The 15,290-nt window shown below is 71.3% G+C and carries 15 protein-coding genes; 9 read left to right on the forward strand and 6 right to left on the reverse strand.

All coding sequences use genetic code 11. The features are described 5' to 3' along the window. Positions 1–13: 13 nt before the first annotated feature. Together OHA05_RS22660 and OHA05_RS22665 are read right to left on the reverse strand one after the other, a co-directional pair. Positions 14–220 carry an acyl-CoA carboxylase epsilon subunit gene (locus OHA05_RS22660; protein ID WP_327680968.1) on the reverse strand — a complete coding sequence of 69 codons (207 nt, stop codon included), beginning with the start codon at positions 218–220 and terminating at the stop codon, positions 14–16. A gap of 14 nt (positions 221–234) precedes the next feature. After that, entirely contained in the window at positions 235–1,845 is a 1,611-nt protein-coding gene (locus tag OHA05_RS22665) for an acyl-CoA carboxylase subunit beta (RefSeq protein ID WP_313944492.1), read from the reverse strand. Between the two features lie 109 nt (positions 1,846–1,954). Between OHA05_RS22665 and OHA05_RS22670 the strand changes: the two genes are divergently transcribed. The 5 genes from OHA05_RS22670 to hutH all read left to right on the forward strand — a co-directional run bounded on the left by OHA05_RS22670 (position 1,955) and on the right by hutH (position 7,963). Beyond that, positions 1,955–2,812 (forward strand): biotin--[acetyl-CoA-carboxylase] ligase, encoded by an 858-nt coding sequence (locus OHA05_RS22670; RefSeq protein WP_313944491.1) that lies wholly within the window; start codon positions 1,955–1,957, stop codon positions 2,810–2,812. A 273-nt stretch (positions 2,813–3,085) separates the two neighbouring features. Beyond that, a complete protein-coding gene (locus tag OHA05_RS22675) occupies positions 3,086–4,180 on the forward strand; it encodes an adenylate/guanylate cyclase domain-containing protein (protein WP_327686767.1) in 1,095 nt (364 codons plus the stop codon). Positions 4,181–4,271: 91 nt separating this feature from the next. After that, complete coding sequence (locus OHA05_RS22680) at positions 4,272–5,066, forward strand: enoyl-CoA hydratase/isomerase family protein (protein WP_328861563.1); 795 nt, start codon at positions 4,272–4,274, stop codon at positions 5,064–5,066. 62 nt (positions 5,067–5,128) lie between these two features. Beyond that, the gene (locus OHA05_RS22685; protein ID WP_313944488.1) at positions 5,129–6,292 is read left to right on the forward strand and encodes a GGDEF domain-containing protein; all 1,164 of its coding nucleotides are present in this window, start codon (positions 5,129–5,131) and stop codon (positions 6,290–6,292) included. A gap of 129 nt (positions 6,293–6,421) precedes the next feature. Continuing rightward, positions 6,422–7,963 carry a histidine ammonia-lyase gene (hutH, locus tag OHA05_RS22690; protein ID WP_313948889.1) on the forward strand — a complete coding sequence of 514 codons (1,542 nt, stop codon included), beginning with the start codon at positions 6,422–6,424 and terminating at the stop codon, positions 7,961–7,963. Between the two features lie 59 nt (positions 7,964–8,022). Here the strand turns inward: hutH and OHA05_RS22695 are convergent, their stop codons facing one another. Further along, positions 8,023–8,313 (reverse strand): hypothetical protein, encoded by a 291-nt coding sequence (locus OHA05_RS22695; protein WP_313944487.1) that lies wholly within the window; start codon positions 8,311–8,313, stop codon positions 8,023–8,025. A gap of 107 nt (positions 8,314–8,420) precedes the next feature. Between OHA05_RS22695 and OHA05_RS22700 the strand changes: the two genes are divergently transcribed. Both OHA05_RS22700 and OHA05_RS22705 read left to right on the forward strand, forming a co-directional pair. Next, positions 8,421–8,807 carry a hypothetical protein gene (locus OHA05_RS22700; protein ID WP_328861564.1) on the forward strand — a complete coding sequence of 129 codons (387 nt, stop codon included), beginning with the start codon at positions 8,421–8,423 and terminating at the stop codon, positions 8,805–8,807. Positions 8,808–9,014: 207 nt separating this feature from the next. Further along, positions 9,015–10,280, forward strand: a complete 1,266-nt coding sequence (locus tag OHA05_RS22705; RefSeq protein WP_313944485.1) for a L,D-transpeptidase — start codon at positions 9,015–9,017, stop codon at positions 10,278–10,280. A gap of 100 nt (positions 10,281–10,380) precedes the next feature. Here the strand turns inward: OHA05_RS22705 and OHA05_RS22710 are convergent, their stop codons facing one another. Next, the gene (locus OHA05_RS22710) at positions 10,381–11,265 is read right to left on the reverse strand and encodes a helix-turn-helix transcriptional regulator (protein ID WP_313944484.1); all 885 of its coding nucleotides are present in this window, start codon (positions 11,263–11,265) and stop codon (positions 10,381–10,383) included. A 118-nt stretch (positions 11,266–11,383) separates the two neighbouring features. Here OHA05_RS22710 and OHA05_RS22715 point away from each other — a divergent pair, with 118 nt between their 5' ends. Both OHA05_RS22715 and OHA05_RS22720 read left to right on the forward strand, forming a co-directional pair. Beyond that, positions 11,384–12,427, forward strand: a complete 1,044-nt coding sequence (locus tag OHA05_RS22715) for an NAD(P)-dependent alcohol dehydrogenase (protein WP_328861565.1) — start codon at positions 11,384–11,386, stop codon at positions 12,425–12,427. Positions 12,428–12,578: 151 nt separating this feature from the next. Then, the gene (locus OHA05_RS22720; protein ID WP_313944482.1) at positions 12,579–13,166 is read left to right on the forward strand and encodes a TetR family transcriptional regulator; all 588 of its coding nucleotides are present in this window, start codon (positions 12,579–12,581) and stop codon (positions 13,164–13,166) included. 10 nt (positions 13,167–13,176) lie between these two features. On the opposite strand, the gene OHA05_RS22725 is transcribed toward OHA05_RS22720, so the two are convergent. Then, positions 13,177–13,545, reverse strand: a complete 369-nt coding sequence (locus tag OHA05_RS22725) for a VOC family protein (RefSeq protein ID WP_313944481.1) — start codon at positions 13,543–13,545, stop codon at positions 13,177–13,179. Between the two features lie 80 nt (positions 13,546–13,625). Continuing rightward, complete coding sequence (locus OHA05_RS22730; protein ID WP_328863442.1) at positions 13,626–15,254, reverse strand: hypothetical protein; 1,629 nt, start codon at positions 15,252–15,254, stop codon at positions 13,626–13,628. Positions 15,255–15,290: the final 36 nt, after the last annotated feature.

The following is a 15,290-nucleotide window of genomic DNA, read 5'->3' on the forward strand; positions in this document are numbered from 1 at the left end:
GCCGGGAGCCCGGTCAGACCGGCCAGAAGGTGCGGGCCCACGCCCGCGGGCCGGGCAGCGGACGGCGACTGCGGGCGATCCTCGCCGGGTCCGACCACTGCTCGGCCGGCGCCACGGCACCCTCCGGCGCGGAGGCCGTCGCCGCGGCGCGGGCCTGGACCACCGCCAGGGCGGCGGCCAGTTCCTCGGGGGTCGGGTTTCCTCGTACGACCTTGATCATCGTCAGGTCCCTTCCTAGAGGGGGATGTTGCCGTGCTTCTTCGGCGGGAGGTTCTCCCGCTTGGTGCGCAGTTGACGCAGTCCCTTCACGATCTGCGACCGGGTGTCCGACGGCATGACCACGGCGTCGATATAGCCGCGCTCGGCCGCCGTGTACGGGTTGAGCAGCGCGTCCTCGTACTCCTCGATCAGCCGGGCGCGCGTGGCCTCCTGGGCCGACTCGTCGCCGGCGGCCGCGATGGTGCGGCGGTGCAGGATGTTCACCGCGCCCTGCGCGCCCATCACCGCGATCTGCGCGGTCGGCCAGGCGAGGTTCAGGTCGGCGCCCAGGTGCTTGGAACCCATGACGTCGTACGCGCCGCCGAACGCCTTCCGCGTGATCACCGTGATCAGCGGGACGGTGGCCTCCGCGTACGCGTAGATCAGCTTGGCGCCGCGGCGGATGATGCCGCCGTACTCCTGGTCGACACCGGGCAGGAAGCCGGGGACGTCGACGAAGGTCAGCACCGGCACATTGAACGCGTCGCAGGTGCGCACGAAGCGTGCGGCCTTCTCGGAGGCGTTGATGTCGAGGCAGCCGGCGAACTGCATCGGCTGGTTCGCCACGATGCCCACCGGGAAGCCCTCGACCCGGCCGAACCCGGTGAGGATGTTCGGCGCGAACATCGCCTGGGTCTCCAGGAACTCGCCCTCGTCCAGCACGTGTTCGATGACGGTGTGCATGTCGTACGGCTGGTTCGCCGAGTCCGGGATCAGCGTGTCGAGCTCGCGGTCCTCGTCGTTCGTCGCGAGGTCGGCCTCCTCGGGGAAGGCCGGCGGCTCGGAGAGGTTGTTGGACGGCAGGTACGACAGCAGGGACTTGACGTACTCGATGGCGTCCTTCTCGTCGCCCGCCATGTGATGGGCGACGCCGGAGGTGCTGTTGTGCGTACGGGCGCCGCCGAGCGCCTCGAAGCCGACGTCCTCACCGGTCACGGTCTTGATGACGTCCGGGCCCGTGATGAACATGTGCGAGGTCTGGTCGACCATCACCGTGAAGTCGGTGATCGCGGGGGAGTACACCGCACCGCCCGCGCACGGTCCGACGACCAGCGAGATCTGCGGGATCACGCCGGAGGCATGGGTGTTGCGGCGGAAGATCTCGCCGTACATGCCGAGCGCGCTGACGCCCTCCTGGATACGGGCGCCGCCGGAGTCGTTGATCCCGATGACCGGGCAGCCGGTCTTCAGGGCGAAGTCCATGACCTTGATGATCTTCTGGCCGTAGACCTCGCCGAGCGCACCGCCGAAGACGGTGAAGTCCTGCGAGAACACGGCGACCGGGCGGCCGTCGACCGTGCCGTATCCGGTGACGACTCCGTCACCGTACGGACGGGTCTCCTCCAGGCCGAAACTGGTGGAGCGGTGCCGCGCGAACTCGTCGAACTCCACGAACGAATCCTCGTCCAGCAGCAGATCGACCCGCTCGCGGGCCGTCAACTTGCCCTTGGCGTGCTGCTTTTCCACCGCGCGGGCGGAGCCGGCATGCGTCGCCTCCTCGATGCGGCGCTGCAGATCCGCGATCTTGCCCGCGGTGGTGTGGCTGCTGGGACTGCTGGAGCTGGCGATCTGTTCCGGCTCGGACATCGGGATGCGGCTCCCTGGCTGATCACGGGGTCGTTGGCTACTGACTCGTAGCGTATCGGCGTGGATACCGTTCGGCAGTGCGTCGTTTACCACACCTAACCTGGCTTGCATGACGTTTGAGAATGCGCCCGGGAGCCGCTGGTCCGACCTGGACCGGCCGCCGCTGAACGCCTCCGCGCTGCGCCGCGCCCTGCTGCAGCCGGGCGGGCTGTGGACCTCGTTCGACATCGTGCCCGCCACCGGGTCGACCAACTCCGATCTCGCGGCGAAAGCGGGCTCCCTGGAGGAAGGGGCCGTACTCGTCGCCGAGGAGCAGACCGCCGGGCGGGGCCGTCTGGACCGCAGCTGGACCGCGCCCGCCCGCTCGGGGCTCTTCCTGTCCGTGCTGCTGCGCCCCGGCCCTCAGGTGCCCGTGGAGCACTACGGATGGCTCCCGCTGCTCACCGGAGTCGCCGTCGCGACGGGGCTCAGCCGGGCCGCGGGGGTGGACATGTCCCTCAAGTGGCCCAACGACCTCCTGGTGACTGTGGGTGGCGAGGAACGCAAGACCGGCGGGATCCTCGCGGAGCGTGCGGGGGACGGCGGCGTGGTGATCGGCATGGGTATCAATGTCACGCTCCGTGAGGACGAGCTGCCCGTGCCGTCGGCGGGCTCCCTCGCGCTGGCGAACGCCGTCTCCACCGACCGCGACCCGCTGCTGCGGGCCGTCCTGCGCTCCCTGGAGCAGTGGTACGGCAAGTGGCGCGAGGCGGGCGGCGACGCGGGACTCTCGGGGGTGCAGGAGGCGTACGCGGCGGGCTGCGCGACGCTGGGCCGCAGGGTCCGTGCCGAGCTGCCCGGAGACCGGTCGGTGACCGGCGAGGCCATCGCCCTGGACGGCGCCGGACGGCTTGTTCTGGCCACGGGCGACGGCACCCGGGAGACGGTCGGTGCGGGCGACATCGTGCACCTGCGGCCGGCCGGCTGAGCCGGTGCGTCGCGCCGCTGAACCAGCCGGGCCACTCGGACGTGAGCCAGGGCACACCTGCCGTATCGTTGAGGCGATCGAGCGACAGATCGGCAGGACAGTGCGCAGGGAACGGGCAGGAGGCGGCTGGTGACCGTCGACGACACCACTTCCGGCGCGGACGATTCCGGCTCCGGTTCCGAGTCCGGGGGGTCCGGGCCGGGCGATTTCGAGTCAGGTTCTCCCGAGTCCGCGGCCGGGGCCGACAACGCAGCATCCGGCAGTTCCGGGGCAGTGCATCCCACGCCTCACCACGCCGTCGACCACACGGTCGAGCCGACCGACGACCCCCTCGCCATCCGGCTGGAACAGCTGATCCTCGGCGCCGAACGGCGCTACACCCCTTTCCAGGCGGCGCGTACCGCGGGCGTCTCGATGGAGCTCGCCTCCCGTTTCTGGCGGGCCATGGGGTTCGCGGACATCGGCCAGGCCAAGGCGCTCACCGAGGCGGACGTCCTCGCGTTGCGCCGGCTCGCCGGTCTCGTCGAGGCCGGCCTGCTGAGCGAGCCCATGGCGGTCCAGGTGGCCCGTTCCACCGGCCAGACCACCGCCCGGCTGGCCGAATGGCAGATCGATTCCTTTCTGGAGGGTCTCACCGAGCCTCCCGAGCCCGGGATGACACGGACGGAAGTCACGTATCCCCTGGTGGAGCTGCTCCTGCCGGAGCTGGAGGAGTTCCTGATCTACGTCTGGCGACGACAGCTGGCCGCGGCCACCGGACGGGTCGTCCAGGCCGCGGACGACGAGGAGATGGTCGACCGCAGGCTCGCGGTCGGCTTCGCGGACCTCGTCGGCTTCACCCGGCTGACGCGACGGCTGGAGGAAGAGGAACTGGGCGAGCTGGTCGAGGCGTTCGAGACCACGTCCGCCGACCTGGTGGCCGCCCACGGCGGCCGGCTGATCAAGACGCTGGGTGACGAGGTCCTCTACGCGGCCGATGAAGCCGGCACGGCCGCGGAGATCGCCCTGCGGCTCATCGAGACGATGACCCACGACGAGTCGATGCCGGCGCTGCGCGTCGGCATCGCTTTCGGCACGGTCACCACGCGGATGGGCGATGTCTTCGGCACCACGGTCAATCTGGCGAGCCGGCTCACGTCGATAGCGCCGAAGGACGCCGTACTGGTGGACGGGGCGTTCGCCGAGGAGCTGGTGCGGACCGGCGAGGCGCCGGCGTCGGAGGCCGAGGCCGCGGAGGAGGCGACGAAGGCCGAGAAGGAGGGCCGGGAGCCGCCCTCGTACCGTTTCGCGCTCCAGCCGATGTGGCAGCGGCCGGTCCGCGGTCTGGGCGTCGTCGAGCCCTGGCTGCTCTCCCGTCGCCCGCAGTGAGCCTCCCGTGCCCCCGGGACCCGGGCCCCGCACGGCCCAGAACGCCGCGGGCCTATGATCCGGTGAACCGTCGTTAACCGGGAGGGTCCTCATGTCCGAGTCCGAGCAGCGGTTCGGAGAATTCGTCCTCGTCCGCACGCACCAGCACGTCGCCGAGCTCGTCCTCGACCGCCCCAAGGCGATGAACGCCGTCTCCACCGAGATGGCGCGTTCGCTCGCCGCCGCCTGTGACGCCCTCGCCGCCGACCGGGACGTCCGCGTCACCGTCGTCACCTCCTCGAACGACCGCGCCTTCTGCGTCGGCGCCGACCTCAAGGAGCGCAACTCCTTCTCGGACGCCGAGCTGGTCCGGCAGCGGCCCACCGCCCGTGCCGCCTACACGGGAGTGCTGGAACTGCCGATGCCCACGGTCGCCGCGGTGCACGGCTACGCGCTCGGCGGAGGCTTCGAGCTGGCTCTGGCCTGCGATCTGATCGTGGCCGACGCGACCGCGGTCGTGGGCCTGCCCGAGGTGTCCGTGGGCGTCATCCCCGGCGGCGGCGGTACGCAGCTGCTGCCGCGCCGGGTGGGGGCCGCCCGCGCAGCCGAGCTGGTGTTCTCGGCGCGGCGTGTAGAGGCGGCGGAGGCCCGGGAGTTGGGCCTCGTCGACCAGCTCGCGGAGGACGCCCGCACCGAGGCGCTCGCCCTCGCCGCCCGGATCGCCGCGAACTCGCCGGTGGGACTGCGCGCCGCCAAGCGGGCCCTGCGTCTCGGGCAGGGGCTCGATCTGCGCGCCGGGCTGGAGGTCGAGGACGCGGCCTGGCGCTCGGTCGCCTTCTCCGGGGACCGGGCCGAGGGCGTCGCCGCCTTCAACGAGAAGCGGAAGCCGCAGTGGCCCGGCGAGTGACCCGGAGAACCTCGGCCCACTCCAACTGATCAAATCCTCACAAACCTCCCTAAGCTGGGGTGATGGCTGAGGATCGGCGGTTGCGAGCCGTGGTGGCGCTGGCGCAGGCGATGGCTGCCGCGCACACCCCGCGCGAGTCGTGGCGTGCGGCGGCGCTGGGCGCGTGTTCCGCGCTGGCGGGCTCCTTCGCGGCGCTGTCCGTGTGGGAGCGGGAGCTCGGGCGGCTCAAGGTGCTCGTGAACGCGGGTGAACGGGCCGTCGGCGAGGAGGAGTTCCCCGAGTCGGAGACCTATCCCGTCAACCGCTTCCCCGAGATCACGGAGTTCCTGCACGAGCAGTGGGCGGGCGGCGGTGAGCCGGACGCCTGGGTGGAGACCGTGGACGGCCCGGCGACGCCGGAGCACGGCTACTGCCATCAGAGGGTGGCGGCCCTGCGCCGGCGCCGCCGCGGCTGCTGTGTCGTGGCGCCGATAGTGCTGCACGGCCGGGCCTGGGGCGAGCTCTATGTCGCCCGTCCGCTCGGCGCCGCCGTCTTCGACCGCCACGACGCCGACTTCGCGACCGTCCTCGCCTCCGTGATCGCCGCAGGGATCGCCCAGACCGAGCGGCTCGAAGAGGTCCGCCGCCTCGCCTTCACCGACCCGCTGACCGGTCTCGCCAACCGCCGTGCCGTCGACACCCGCCTCGACGAGGCGCTGGAGCGCCACCGCGAGGACGAATCCGTCGTCAGCCTGGTGGTCTGCGACCTGAACGGCCTGAAGCGGGTCAACGACACGCACGGCCACGCGGTCGGCGACCGGCTGCTGGAGAGATTCGGCTCGGTCCTGTCGCTGTGCGGCGCCATGCTGCCCGGGGCGCTCGCGGCCCGGCTCGGCGGCGACGAGTTCTGCCTCGTCACGGTCGGCCCCTCGGCCGACGAGGTGGTCCGCGTGGCCGACGAACTCTGCGTCCGTGCGGCCGAGTTGGAGCTCGGCGAAGGGGTGGCGTGCGGGGTCGCGTCGACGGGTGACCCGATCGGGCACGTCCGCTCGGGCCGTCGGCTGTTCCGGCTGGCGGACGCGGCCCAGTACCGGGCGAAGGCGGCCCGCTCGCCGAAGCCGGTCGTGGCGGGCCGCGACGGCACGGTGCTGCGCCTGGCGGACGCCCCGCCGCGCTCGCACCAGGACCGCCGCCGTTTCCGGGGGGTGCGGCCGGAGGAGGTCGAGGAGCCCTGGAGCGAGCCGTAGGCCGTGGAGTCTGGCCGCGGAGGGGGCGTGCGGTTCGTGGGCGCCGGGGGGTGGCGGGGGAGTAAGGGGCCCACCCGCCCACCACTAGTGACAGGTTGCGATTCAATCCGTACGCTGCTGAATATGGATATGCATACCGTCGTGGTGGGGACGTCCGGTACCACCGCCGATGACGTCGTCGCCGTGGCCCGCCTGGGCGCCCGTATCGAGATCTCCGCCGAGGCGCAGGCCGCCCTCGCCGCCGCCCGCGCCGTCGTCGACACCCTGGCCGCCAAGCCCGAGCCCGTCTACGGGGTCTCCACCGGCTTCGGCGCACTCGCCAGCCGGCACATCAGCCACGAACTCCGCGCCCAGCTCCAGCGCAACATCGTGCGCTCGCACGCCGCCGGCATGGGCCCGCGCGTCGAGCGCGAGGTCGTCCGCGCGCTGATGTTCCTGCGCCTGAAGACCGTCTGCTCCGGGCACACCGGCGTACGCCCCGAGGTCGCCCAGACCATGGCGGACGTGCTGAACGCCGGGATCACGCCCGTCGTGCACGAATACGGCTCCCTCGGCTGCTCCGGCGACCTCGCACCGCTGTCCCACTGCGCCCTGACCCTCATGGGCGAGGGCGACGCGGAGGGCCCCGACGGCGTGGTGCGCCCCGCGGGCGAGCTGCTCGCCGAGCACGGCATCGCACCCGTCGAACTCCGCGAAAAGGAGGGCCTCGCCCTCCTGAACGGCACCGACGGCATGCTCGGCATGCTGGTCATGGCGCTCGCCGACCTCCAGCGCCTCTACACCTCGGCGGACATCACCGCCGCGCTCTCGCTGGAGGCGCTCCTCGGCACCGACAAGGTGCTCGCCCCCGAGCTGCACGCCATCCGCCCGCACCCGGGCCAGGGCGTCTCCGCCGCCAATATGAGCGCCGTGCTCAAGGGCTCCGGGCTCGTCGGCCACTTCCAGCACGACGAGGCGCCCCGGGTCCAGGACGCCTACTCCGTGCGCTGCGCGCCGCAGGTCGCGGGCGCCGGGCGGGACACGCTCGCGCACGCCCGCCTGGTCGCCGAACGCGAACTCGCCTCCGCCGTCGACAACCCGGTCGTCCTGCCCGACGGCCGCGTGGAGTCCAACGGCAACTTCCATGGCGCGCCCGTGGCCTACGTCCTCGACTTCCTCGCCATCGTCGCCGCGGACCTCGGCTCCATCGCCGAGCGCCGCACCGACCGGCTGCTCGACAAGAACCGCAGCCACGGGCTGCCGCCCTTCCTCGCCGACGACGCCGGTGTGGACTCGGGTCTGATGATCGCCCAGTACACCCAGGCCGCCCTGGTCAGCGAGATGAAGCGGCTCGCGGTCCCCGCGTCCGCCGACTCGATCCCGTCCTCCGCGATGCAGGAGGACCATGTGTCCATGGGCTGGTCGGCGGCGCGCAAGCTGCGCACCACGGTCGGCAATCTGAACCGGATCATCGCCGTCGAGCTCTACGCGGCCACCCGCGGTATCGAGCTGCGGCACGGTCTGACCCCCGCGCCCGCCTCGCAGGCCGCCATCGAGGCGCTGCGCGCGGCGGGTGTGCAGGGGCCCGGGCCGGATCGTTTCCTCGCCCCCGACCTGGAGGCGGCGGACGTCTTCGTCCGCGAGGGCGGGCTCATCGCCGCCGTGGAACCGGTGACGGGGCCGCTGGCCTGACCACGAGCCCGGCACGAGGCTCACGATGACCCGGGGCGCCGCCCCGGGTCATCCGGCTTTCACAGCGCGGTTGTTGCGCCCGTCGCGCCGGTGGCGCTCCGGCGTATGGAGTAGGTCACGAAGCCCACGCCGAGCCCCAGGAACGTCGTGCCGCCGATGATGTACGGCGTGGTGTCGAAGGTGCCCGTGTCGGCGAGTTTCAGGTCCTGGGACGTCGCCGCCGCACCGGTCTGCTGTCTGTCCACGCCCTCCCGCTCGGCAGTGGCGTTCGCTGACGGAACGAACCACAGCGCACAGAGCAGAGTCCCAGCGGCAGTGGCGGTCAGAAGCGGTCGACGTGCGACGGACACGGACTCGATCCCCCTTGAGGCATCCTCGAATTGGCCGGTGCGCTGATGCTAGTGAAAGCAGCGGGTCGTGGGAAAGCCGGGCAGCCAGGAGCCCTACTCTCCGTCGTATGACCACTTCTGAGACATCACGGTATGTGCGCCTGCGGGTGGAATTGGTGCTGGAGATCGGGGAACCCGCATCACTGACCGGCGCCGCGCTGGAACGGATCGCCTCGGACGAGTACATGCCCGAGGAGGAGCGCGCCCACGCGGAGTCGGCGGTGCGCGAGGACGAGGCCGAGGCCGTCGCGTATCTCGTGGATCCGTTCGACCTGGTCGGCGACGTCCCCGGTGTCGAACTGGCGCAGGCGTCCTGGACCAGCGAGCAGATCGACTACGACCCCGATGCCGAGGAGTGGGACCTCGACGAGGAAGATGGAGAGTACGACGCCGCCGACGAGGATGCCGACGCCGCGGAATCGGACGACGTGGACTCCGGCGGCGGACGCCCGTAGCCTGCTGGACCGGCAGTTTTCCGGACCGGCCGGTCAGGGCCCCGGTTCCACGGGCCGGGGCCCGGCGGAACGCATGCCGCGGGACTGCAACCGGCACCGCTGCGGCTGCGTCGATGAGTGGTGTTCACCACATCGGTTGGGGATGTGGAACCGGGTAACCCGGAATGGGTGTTTTCCCCAACAGTGCGATCAGGCGATTCGGCAACGATGGAGAAGCGTGTGATGACGGACAGCAAGCGGCGCAAGGCCCTCACGGTCGCGTCCGCGGTGCTCGGCGGCGTTCTGGTGCTGTCGGCCTGTAGCGGCGACGGCGACAAGGGCGGCAGCGCCGAGGGCTCGAAGAAGTCGCAGGCCCAGGTCGACGAGGCGGCCGCGAAGGACGCCTCCAAGGCCCGAATAGCCATCTCCCCGAAGAACGGTGCGACGAACGCCGGCATCAACGACGACGCCAAGGTGACCGTCAGCGACGGCAAGCTGACGCAGGTCACGATGACCACCGCCGACGGCGCCGCCGTGAAGGGCACGCTCGCCCCCGACGGCAAGAGCTGGAAGCCGGACGATCAGCTCGAGCGCTCCACCACGTACAAGATCTCCGCCTCCGCCAAGGACTCCGAGGGCCTGGAGGCCCACGAGAACTCCTCCTTCACCACGGTCTCGCCCGCCAACAGCTTCATCGGCAACTTCACGCCGGAGGACGGTTCCACCGTCGGCGTCGGCATGCCGGTGTCGATCAACTTCAACAAGGCGATCACCGACAAGAAGGCCGTGCAGGCCGGTATCACCGTGGAGTCGAGCAGCGGCCAGGAGGTCGTCGGTCACTGGTTCAACGGCCAGCGTCTGGACTTCCGGCCGGACCAGTACTGGCAGGAGGGCTCGACCGTCACGCTGAAGCTGAACCTCGACGGTGTCGAGGGCGCCGACGGAGTCTTCGGTGTCCAGCAGAAGACGGTCACCTTCAAGATCGGCCGCAACCAGGTCTCCACCGTCGACGCCGCGACGAAGACGATGACGATCACGCAGGATGGCAAGACCGTCAAGACGATCCCGATCTCCGCCGGTTCGACCGAGAACCCCACGTACAACGGTCAGATGGTGATCTCCGAGAAGTTCAAGGAGACCCGGATGAACGGTGCGACCGTCGGCTTCACGGACGACGACGGCAAGGGCGAGTACGACATCAAGAACGTCCCGCACGCCATGCGGCTGTCCACGTCGGGCACCTTCATCCACGGCAACTACTGGGGCGCCGACTCGATCTTCGGCAGCGCCAACACCAGCCACGGCTGCGTCGGCCTGAACGACGTCGAGGGCGCGGGCGACCCCAACCAGCCCGCCGCGTGGCTGTACGACAACTCGATCGTCGGTGACGTCGTGATCGTCAAGAACTCGAAGGACAAGACGATCAAGCCGGACAACGGCCTCAACGGCTGGAACATGAGCTGGGCGGAGTGGCAGGCCGGCTCCGCGGCCTGATCCGACCGGCCACCGGGCCGTACAGCGGAAGGCGGGTCACCCTTCGGGGGTGACCCGCCTTCGGCGTGTGCGGGGGCCGGAGCGACCGCGAGAGCAGACCCTAGGCGCCCGCCGCGGGCCCCGGCCGCAGCCGCGCGTCGTCGTCCTCGCCGTCGACGCCCCAGCCCGCCAGCAGCCGCAGCGACTCGGCCGACCGCGTGCCCGGCTCCGCGTGGTAGGTGACCAGCGACAGATCGTGATCGTCCGGAAGTCGCAGCGTCTCGTACGACAGCGTCATCTCGCCGACCAGCGGATGGTGGATCCGCTTCACGCCGTGGCCCTTGTCCTGGACCGTGTGCGCGGCCCAGAGCCGCCGGAACTCCTCGCTCTTGACCGAGAGATCACCGATCAGCTCCGGCAGCTGCGGATCGTCCGCCGAGCACCCCGCGTACATCCGCAGCACGCTCACCACCTCGGTCGCCTTGCACTCCCAGTCCATGTAGAGATCCGTGGCGTTGGGGTCGAGGAAGACCATCCGGGCCATGTTGCGGTCCTTCGCGGACAGGGCCGCGAAGTCGCCGAACAACGCTCGGGCCGTGCGGTTCCAGCCCAGGATGTCCAGCCGCCGCCCCACCACGTAGGCGGGCACGCCCTCCATGGCATCCATCAGCTGCTGCACGGACGGGCGCAGGTGCTGCGGCCTGCCCATCCGCCGGTGCTTCTTCTGCTTCGGCTTCGCGAGATGGCTCAGGTGGTCGCGCTCGGCGTCCGACAGCCGCAGCGCCCGCCCGATCGCGTCCAGCACCTCGGTGGACACATTGCGCCCGTTGCCCTGTTCCAGGCGGGTGTAGTACGCCACCGACACCCCCGCGAGCTGCGCCAGCTCCTCGCGGCGCAGCCCCGGTACCCGCCGACGGCGGCCCAGCTGCGGCAGGCCGACGTCCTCGGGCTGCAGCCGGGCGCGGCGTGAGCGGAGGAATTCGCTGAGTTCGGCGCGCTGGTCCATGCTCACCAGTATCGCGCCACCCTTCCCACGCAGCCTGACCCTGCCAGTGGTACGCACGCCGGACGTAGGTACAACAGAGGGCTGGGTAGGTTCCGCGTACTTCGGCACAGTCGAGTGCATGACCACGACTGTTTCCGCATACGCCGCTCCCGCCGCCAAGGCGCCGCTGGAGCGGACCACCATCCCGCGCCGTCCGGTGGGCGAGCACGACGTGCTCATCGAGATCAAGTACGCGGGCATCTGCCACTCCGACATCCACCAGGCCCGTGACGGCTGGGGCGAGGGCATCTTCCCGATGGTCCCGGGACACGAGATCGCGGGGATCGTCACCGAGACCGGTCTCGGCGTCACCAAGTTCGCCGTCGGCGACCGGGTGGGCGTCGGCTGCATGGTCGACTCCTGCCGCGAGTGCGACAACTGCAAGGCCGGACTGGAGCAGTACTGCTCCGGCGGCAACGTCGGCACGTACAACGCCCTCGACAAGAACGGCGAGCCCACCTACGGCGGCTACTCCACCCACATCGTGGTGGACGAGGCCTTCACCCTGCGCATCCCCGACGGCCTGTCGCTCGACGTCGCCGCCCCGCTGCTGTGCGCCGGCATCACCCTCTACTCGCCGCTCGCGCACTGGAAGGCCGGTCCGGGCAAGAAGGTCGCCATCGTCGGCCTCGGCGGTCTCGGCCACATGGGCGTCAAGATCGCGCATGCGCTGGGCGCCGAAGTGACCGTTCTCAGCCAGTCGCTGCGCAAGAAGGACGACGGTCTGCGCCTCGGTGCCGACCACTACTACGCGACCAGTGACGAGGCGACCTTCGAGCAGCTGGCGGGCACGTTCGACCTCGTCGTCTCGACGGTGTCGGCCCCGCTCCCGCTGGACACCTATCTGGGTCTCCTGCGAACGGACGGAGCGCTGGTGAACGTGGGCGCTCCCGAGGAGCCGGTGTCCCTCAACCTCTTCTCCGTCATCGCCGGCCGCAAGACCCTCGCGGGCTCCGGTATCGGCGGTATCCGCGAGACCCAGGAGATGCTCGACTTCTGCGCCGAGCACGGCCTCGGCGCGGAGATCGAGGTGATCGGCGCCGACCGGATCAACGAGGCCTACGAGCGCGTGCTGTCGAGCGACGTGCGCTACCGCTTCGTGATCGACGCGGCCACCATCTGAGCGACCCGCGGCCCCCTTTCCGGGCCCCCTCCGGCACCCCGGCCCGCGGTGGATCAGGCCCCCTCCTGACCACCGCGGCCGGGGTTTCGTCGTACGGCACATCCGGCCAGTCCGACCCAACTGAACAGTTGGTGGGTCCTAGGCTCGGACCATGGCCTGGGACACCGCACGCACCCGCAGAGTCCTGCTCGCGGCGGCCGTCGACGAATTTGCCGAGTACGGCTTCGAAGGGGCGCGGATCGACCGCATCGGCGCCCGGGCGGGCGTCAACAAGGAGCGGATCTACCAGTACTTCGGCAACAAGCAACAGCTCTTCGACCATGTTCTGGACACCGAACGGGAGCGCATCGCGCGCACGGTCCCGGTCACCGGCGAACAGCTCGACGACCTCGGGGAGTACGCCGGCCGGCTGTACGACTACCACTGCGCGCGCCCGCAGTTCATCCGCCTCCTCCAGTGGGAGGGCCTCCAGGACACCGGCGGCCCCGCGCTGCGCGAGGCCGACCGTACGGCGGCTCACGGCGTGGCCGTGCGGGCGCTCGGCGACGCGCAGAAGAAGGGCATGCTCGACGCGCGGCTGGCCCCCGAGGCCCTGTTCTACGCCGTACTCGCCCTGGGCGCCTGGTGGTTCAGCGCCCCGCAGGCCGTCCGCATGATCTACGCGGAGGCACCGGGGGAGGAGACGGAACGCGCCACTCTGGTGGGGCTGGTGCGCCGGCTCGCGGGCCAGGAGCGCTGAGGACCGCACGTCACCCGGGCCGGTGGCAGACCGCCTCCACATTGTTGCCGTCCGGGTCCCGTACGAACGCCCCGTAGTACGACGGGTGGTACTCGGGCCACACCCGCGGCTCATGGAGCACCTCGGCGCCCCCGCCGACCGCCGCGTCGAAGAAGGCGTGCACCGCCGCACGGTCGGCCGCCTCGAAGGCGATGTGCGCCTCCCGCGCCGCACCCTCCGTCGTCACCGGGCCGATCCAGAACCGCGGCTGCGTCGTGCCCCAGCCGATCACCTGGCCGAAGTCGAGCAGGCGGGTGCTGCCCAGCGGCGCGAGCACCCGGTCGTAGAAGGCGGCGGAGACAGCCGGGTCCGCCACCTGGAGCGAGATGTGGTCGAGCATGGTCCGAGCGTGGCACACGGCACGGGCGGCGCCCCCGACGACGAGCCGTGGCCGGCCGGCGGGATCCCGGCCCGCCCGCCTCAGCAGTCGGATCCGGCCGAACGGGGCACCCGGTAGGGCGAGTCCAGCCGGTACTCCCCGGCCCGCGGCACGGTCAGCCGCGTCCACTCGCCCTCCTGCCGCAGACAGGCACCGCTCGCCCGCAGCCACGGTGAGTACGCCACCCGTACCGTCACCGAACCGGCGGCCGGCATCCGTACCGTCAGTGACGCGTCGTCCCCGCCCACCACCGTCGCCGGGGACGACACCAGCGGTACCGCGCCGCGCACCCGGTAGACCGTCCAGCCCTCGTCCTGCCACACCTGCTCCAGCCACGACGGCGCGCCGCGGACGATCGCGGCCTCGTCCTCCGCCGGGCCGTCCGGCCGCCCGTGCGGCAGCACCACATAGCCGACCGCCCAGCGGTCCAGCCACTGCCGGTACGTCGCCGGATTCAGCGAGCCGTCGTAGAAGAGCCGCCCGCGCTCGACGTCGAGCTGACGGTTCCAGCCGCGTGCCAGGTTGATGTGCGGGGCGAGCGCGGTGGCCTCGCGGTGGTTGCGGGCGGGGACGACCTCGACCCGCGTACGGTCCGCGCCCAGCCGCTCCAGCTCACGGACGACACCATCCGTGTGCGCCGCCCAGGACGGGACGTCGGTGGAGACGACCAGATCGTCCTCGGTCTTGTCGATCAGCCAGTACGTGCTGAAGAAGAGCGCGACCGCGAGCACGGCCCGTGCGGGGCGCACCAGGCCGCGGGCGAACTCCCCGGCCCACGCCGCAGGCCCCGGCCCGGTGCGCGAGCCCTCGCCGAACCGCGTGAGCAGCGCCGCGAGCAGCACCGGAGCCGCCGCGAGGCCGAGCAGCCGCTCGACGTTCGTGCCGATCGGCGAGGCGATGAGATACGTCAGCACGACACCGAGGCCGTACACCCCGGCGCCGAAGCGCACCACCCGCCACGCGCGGGGCGCGGCGAGAGCCACCGCGGCCGAGACGGCCAGCGGCATCCACAGTTTCTCCGTCGCCATGGGCTGCTCGCCCCGGAAGGGGAACAGCCATGTCACCACGCCCACCACCACGAACGGCGGCAGTATCAGCGCGAGCCCCTTGCGCCACTGCCGGTCCAGCAGCCAGGCCGCACCGGCCACCACGAGGAACAGCCCGGCGACGGGACTCGCCGTCGTGGCGAGCGCCGCGCACACCATCGCGACGCCCGTCCTGCGGACGTACAGCAGAGCGGGCAGACCGAGCGCGACGCCCAGCGCGAACGTGGTCCGCCCCGAGGCGATGTTGCACCACAGCGCCAGCGCCCCGACCACGGCGGGCGCGAGCGGCCACCGCACCCCGGCCCTCACGAACAGGCAGGCCAGCACCCACGTCCCGACGAGACCGGCCAGCACCGACACCGTCCGCACCCCGAGCACCGCCATCAACGGGGGTGCCAGCAGGCTGTAGTTGGCGGTGTGCGTGCCGCCGTACCAGGAGAAGTTGTACGCGGTGGCCGGGTGACGCTCCATGAACCCGGCCCACGCGAGCTGCGCGGCCAGATCCCCGCCACCGGTCGCGAGCCACACCGCCCACAGCGCGTACAGCGGCACGGCCACGGCGGTCGCGACGAGCGGGACGCGCCACCACGGCGGCGCGTCCCGCTCAACTGCCCGTGCCGGCAACGTCCGAGTCCGCTCACTGATCCCCACGGGCAAACC

The sequence above is a fragment of the Streptomyces sp. NBC_00306 genome, from assembly GCF_036169555.1.
GTDB lineage: Bacteria > Actinomycetota > Actinomycetes > Streptomycetales > Streptomycetaceae > Streptomyces > Streptomyces achmelvichensis.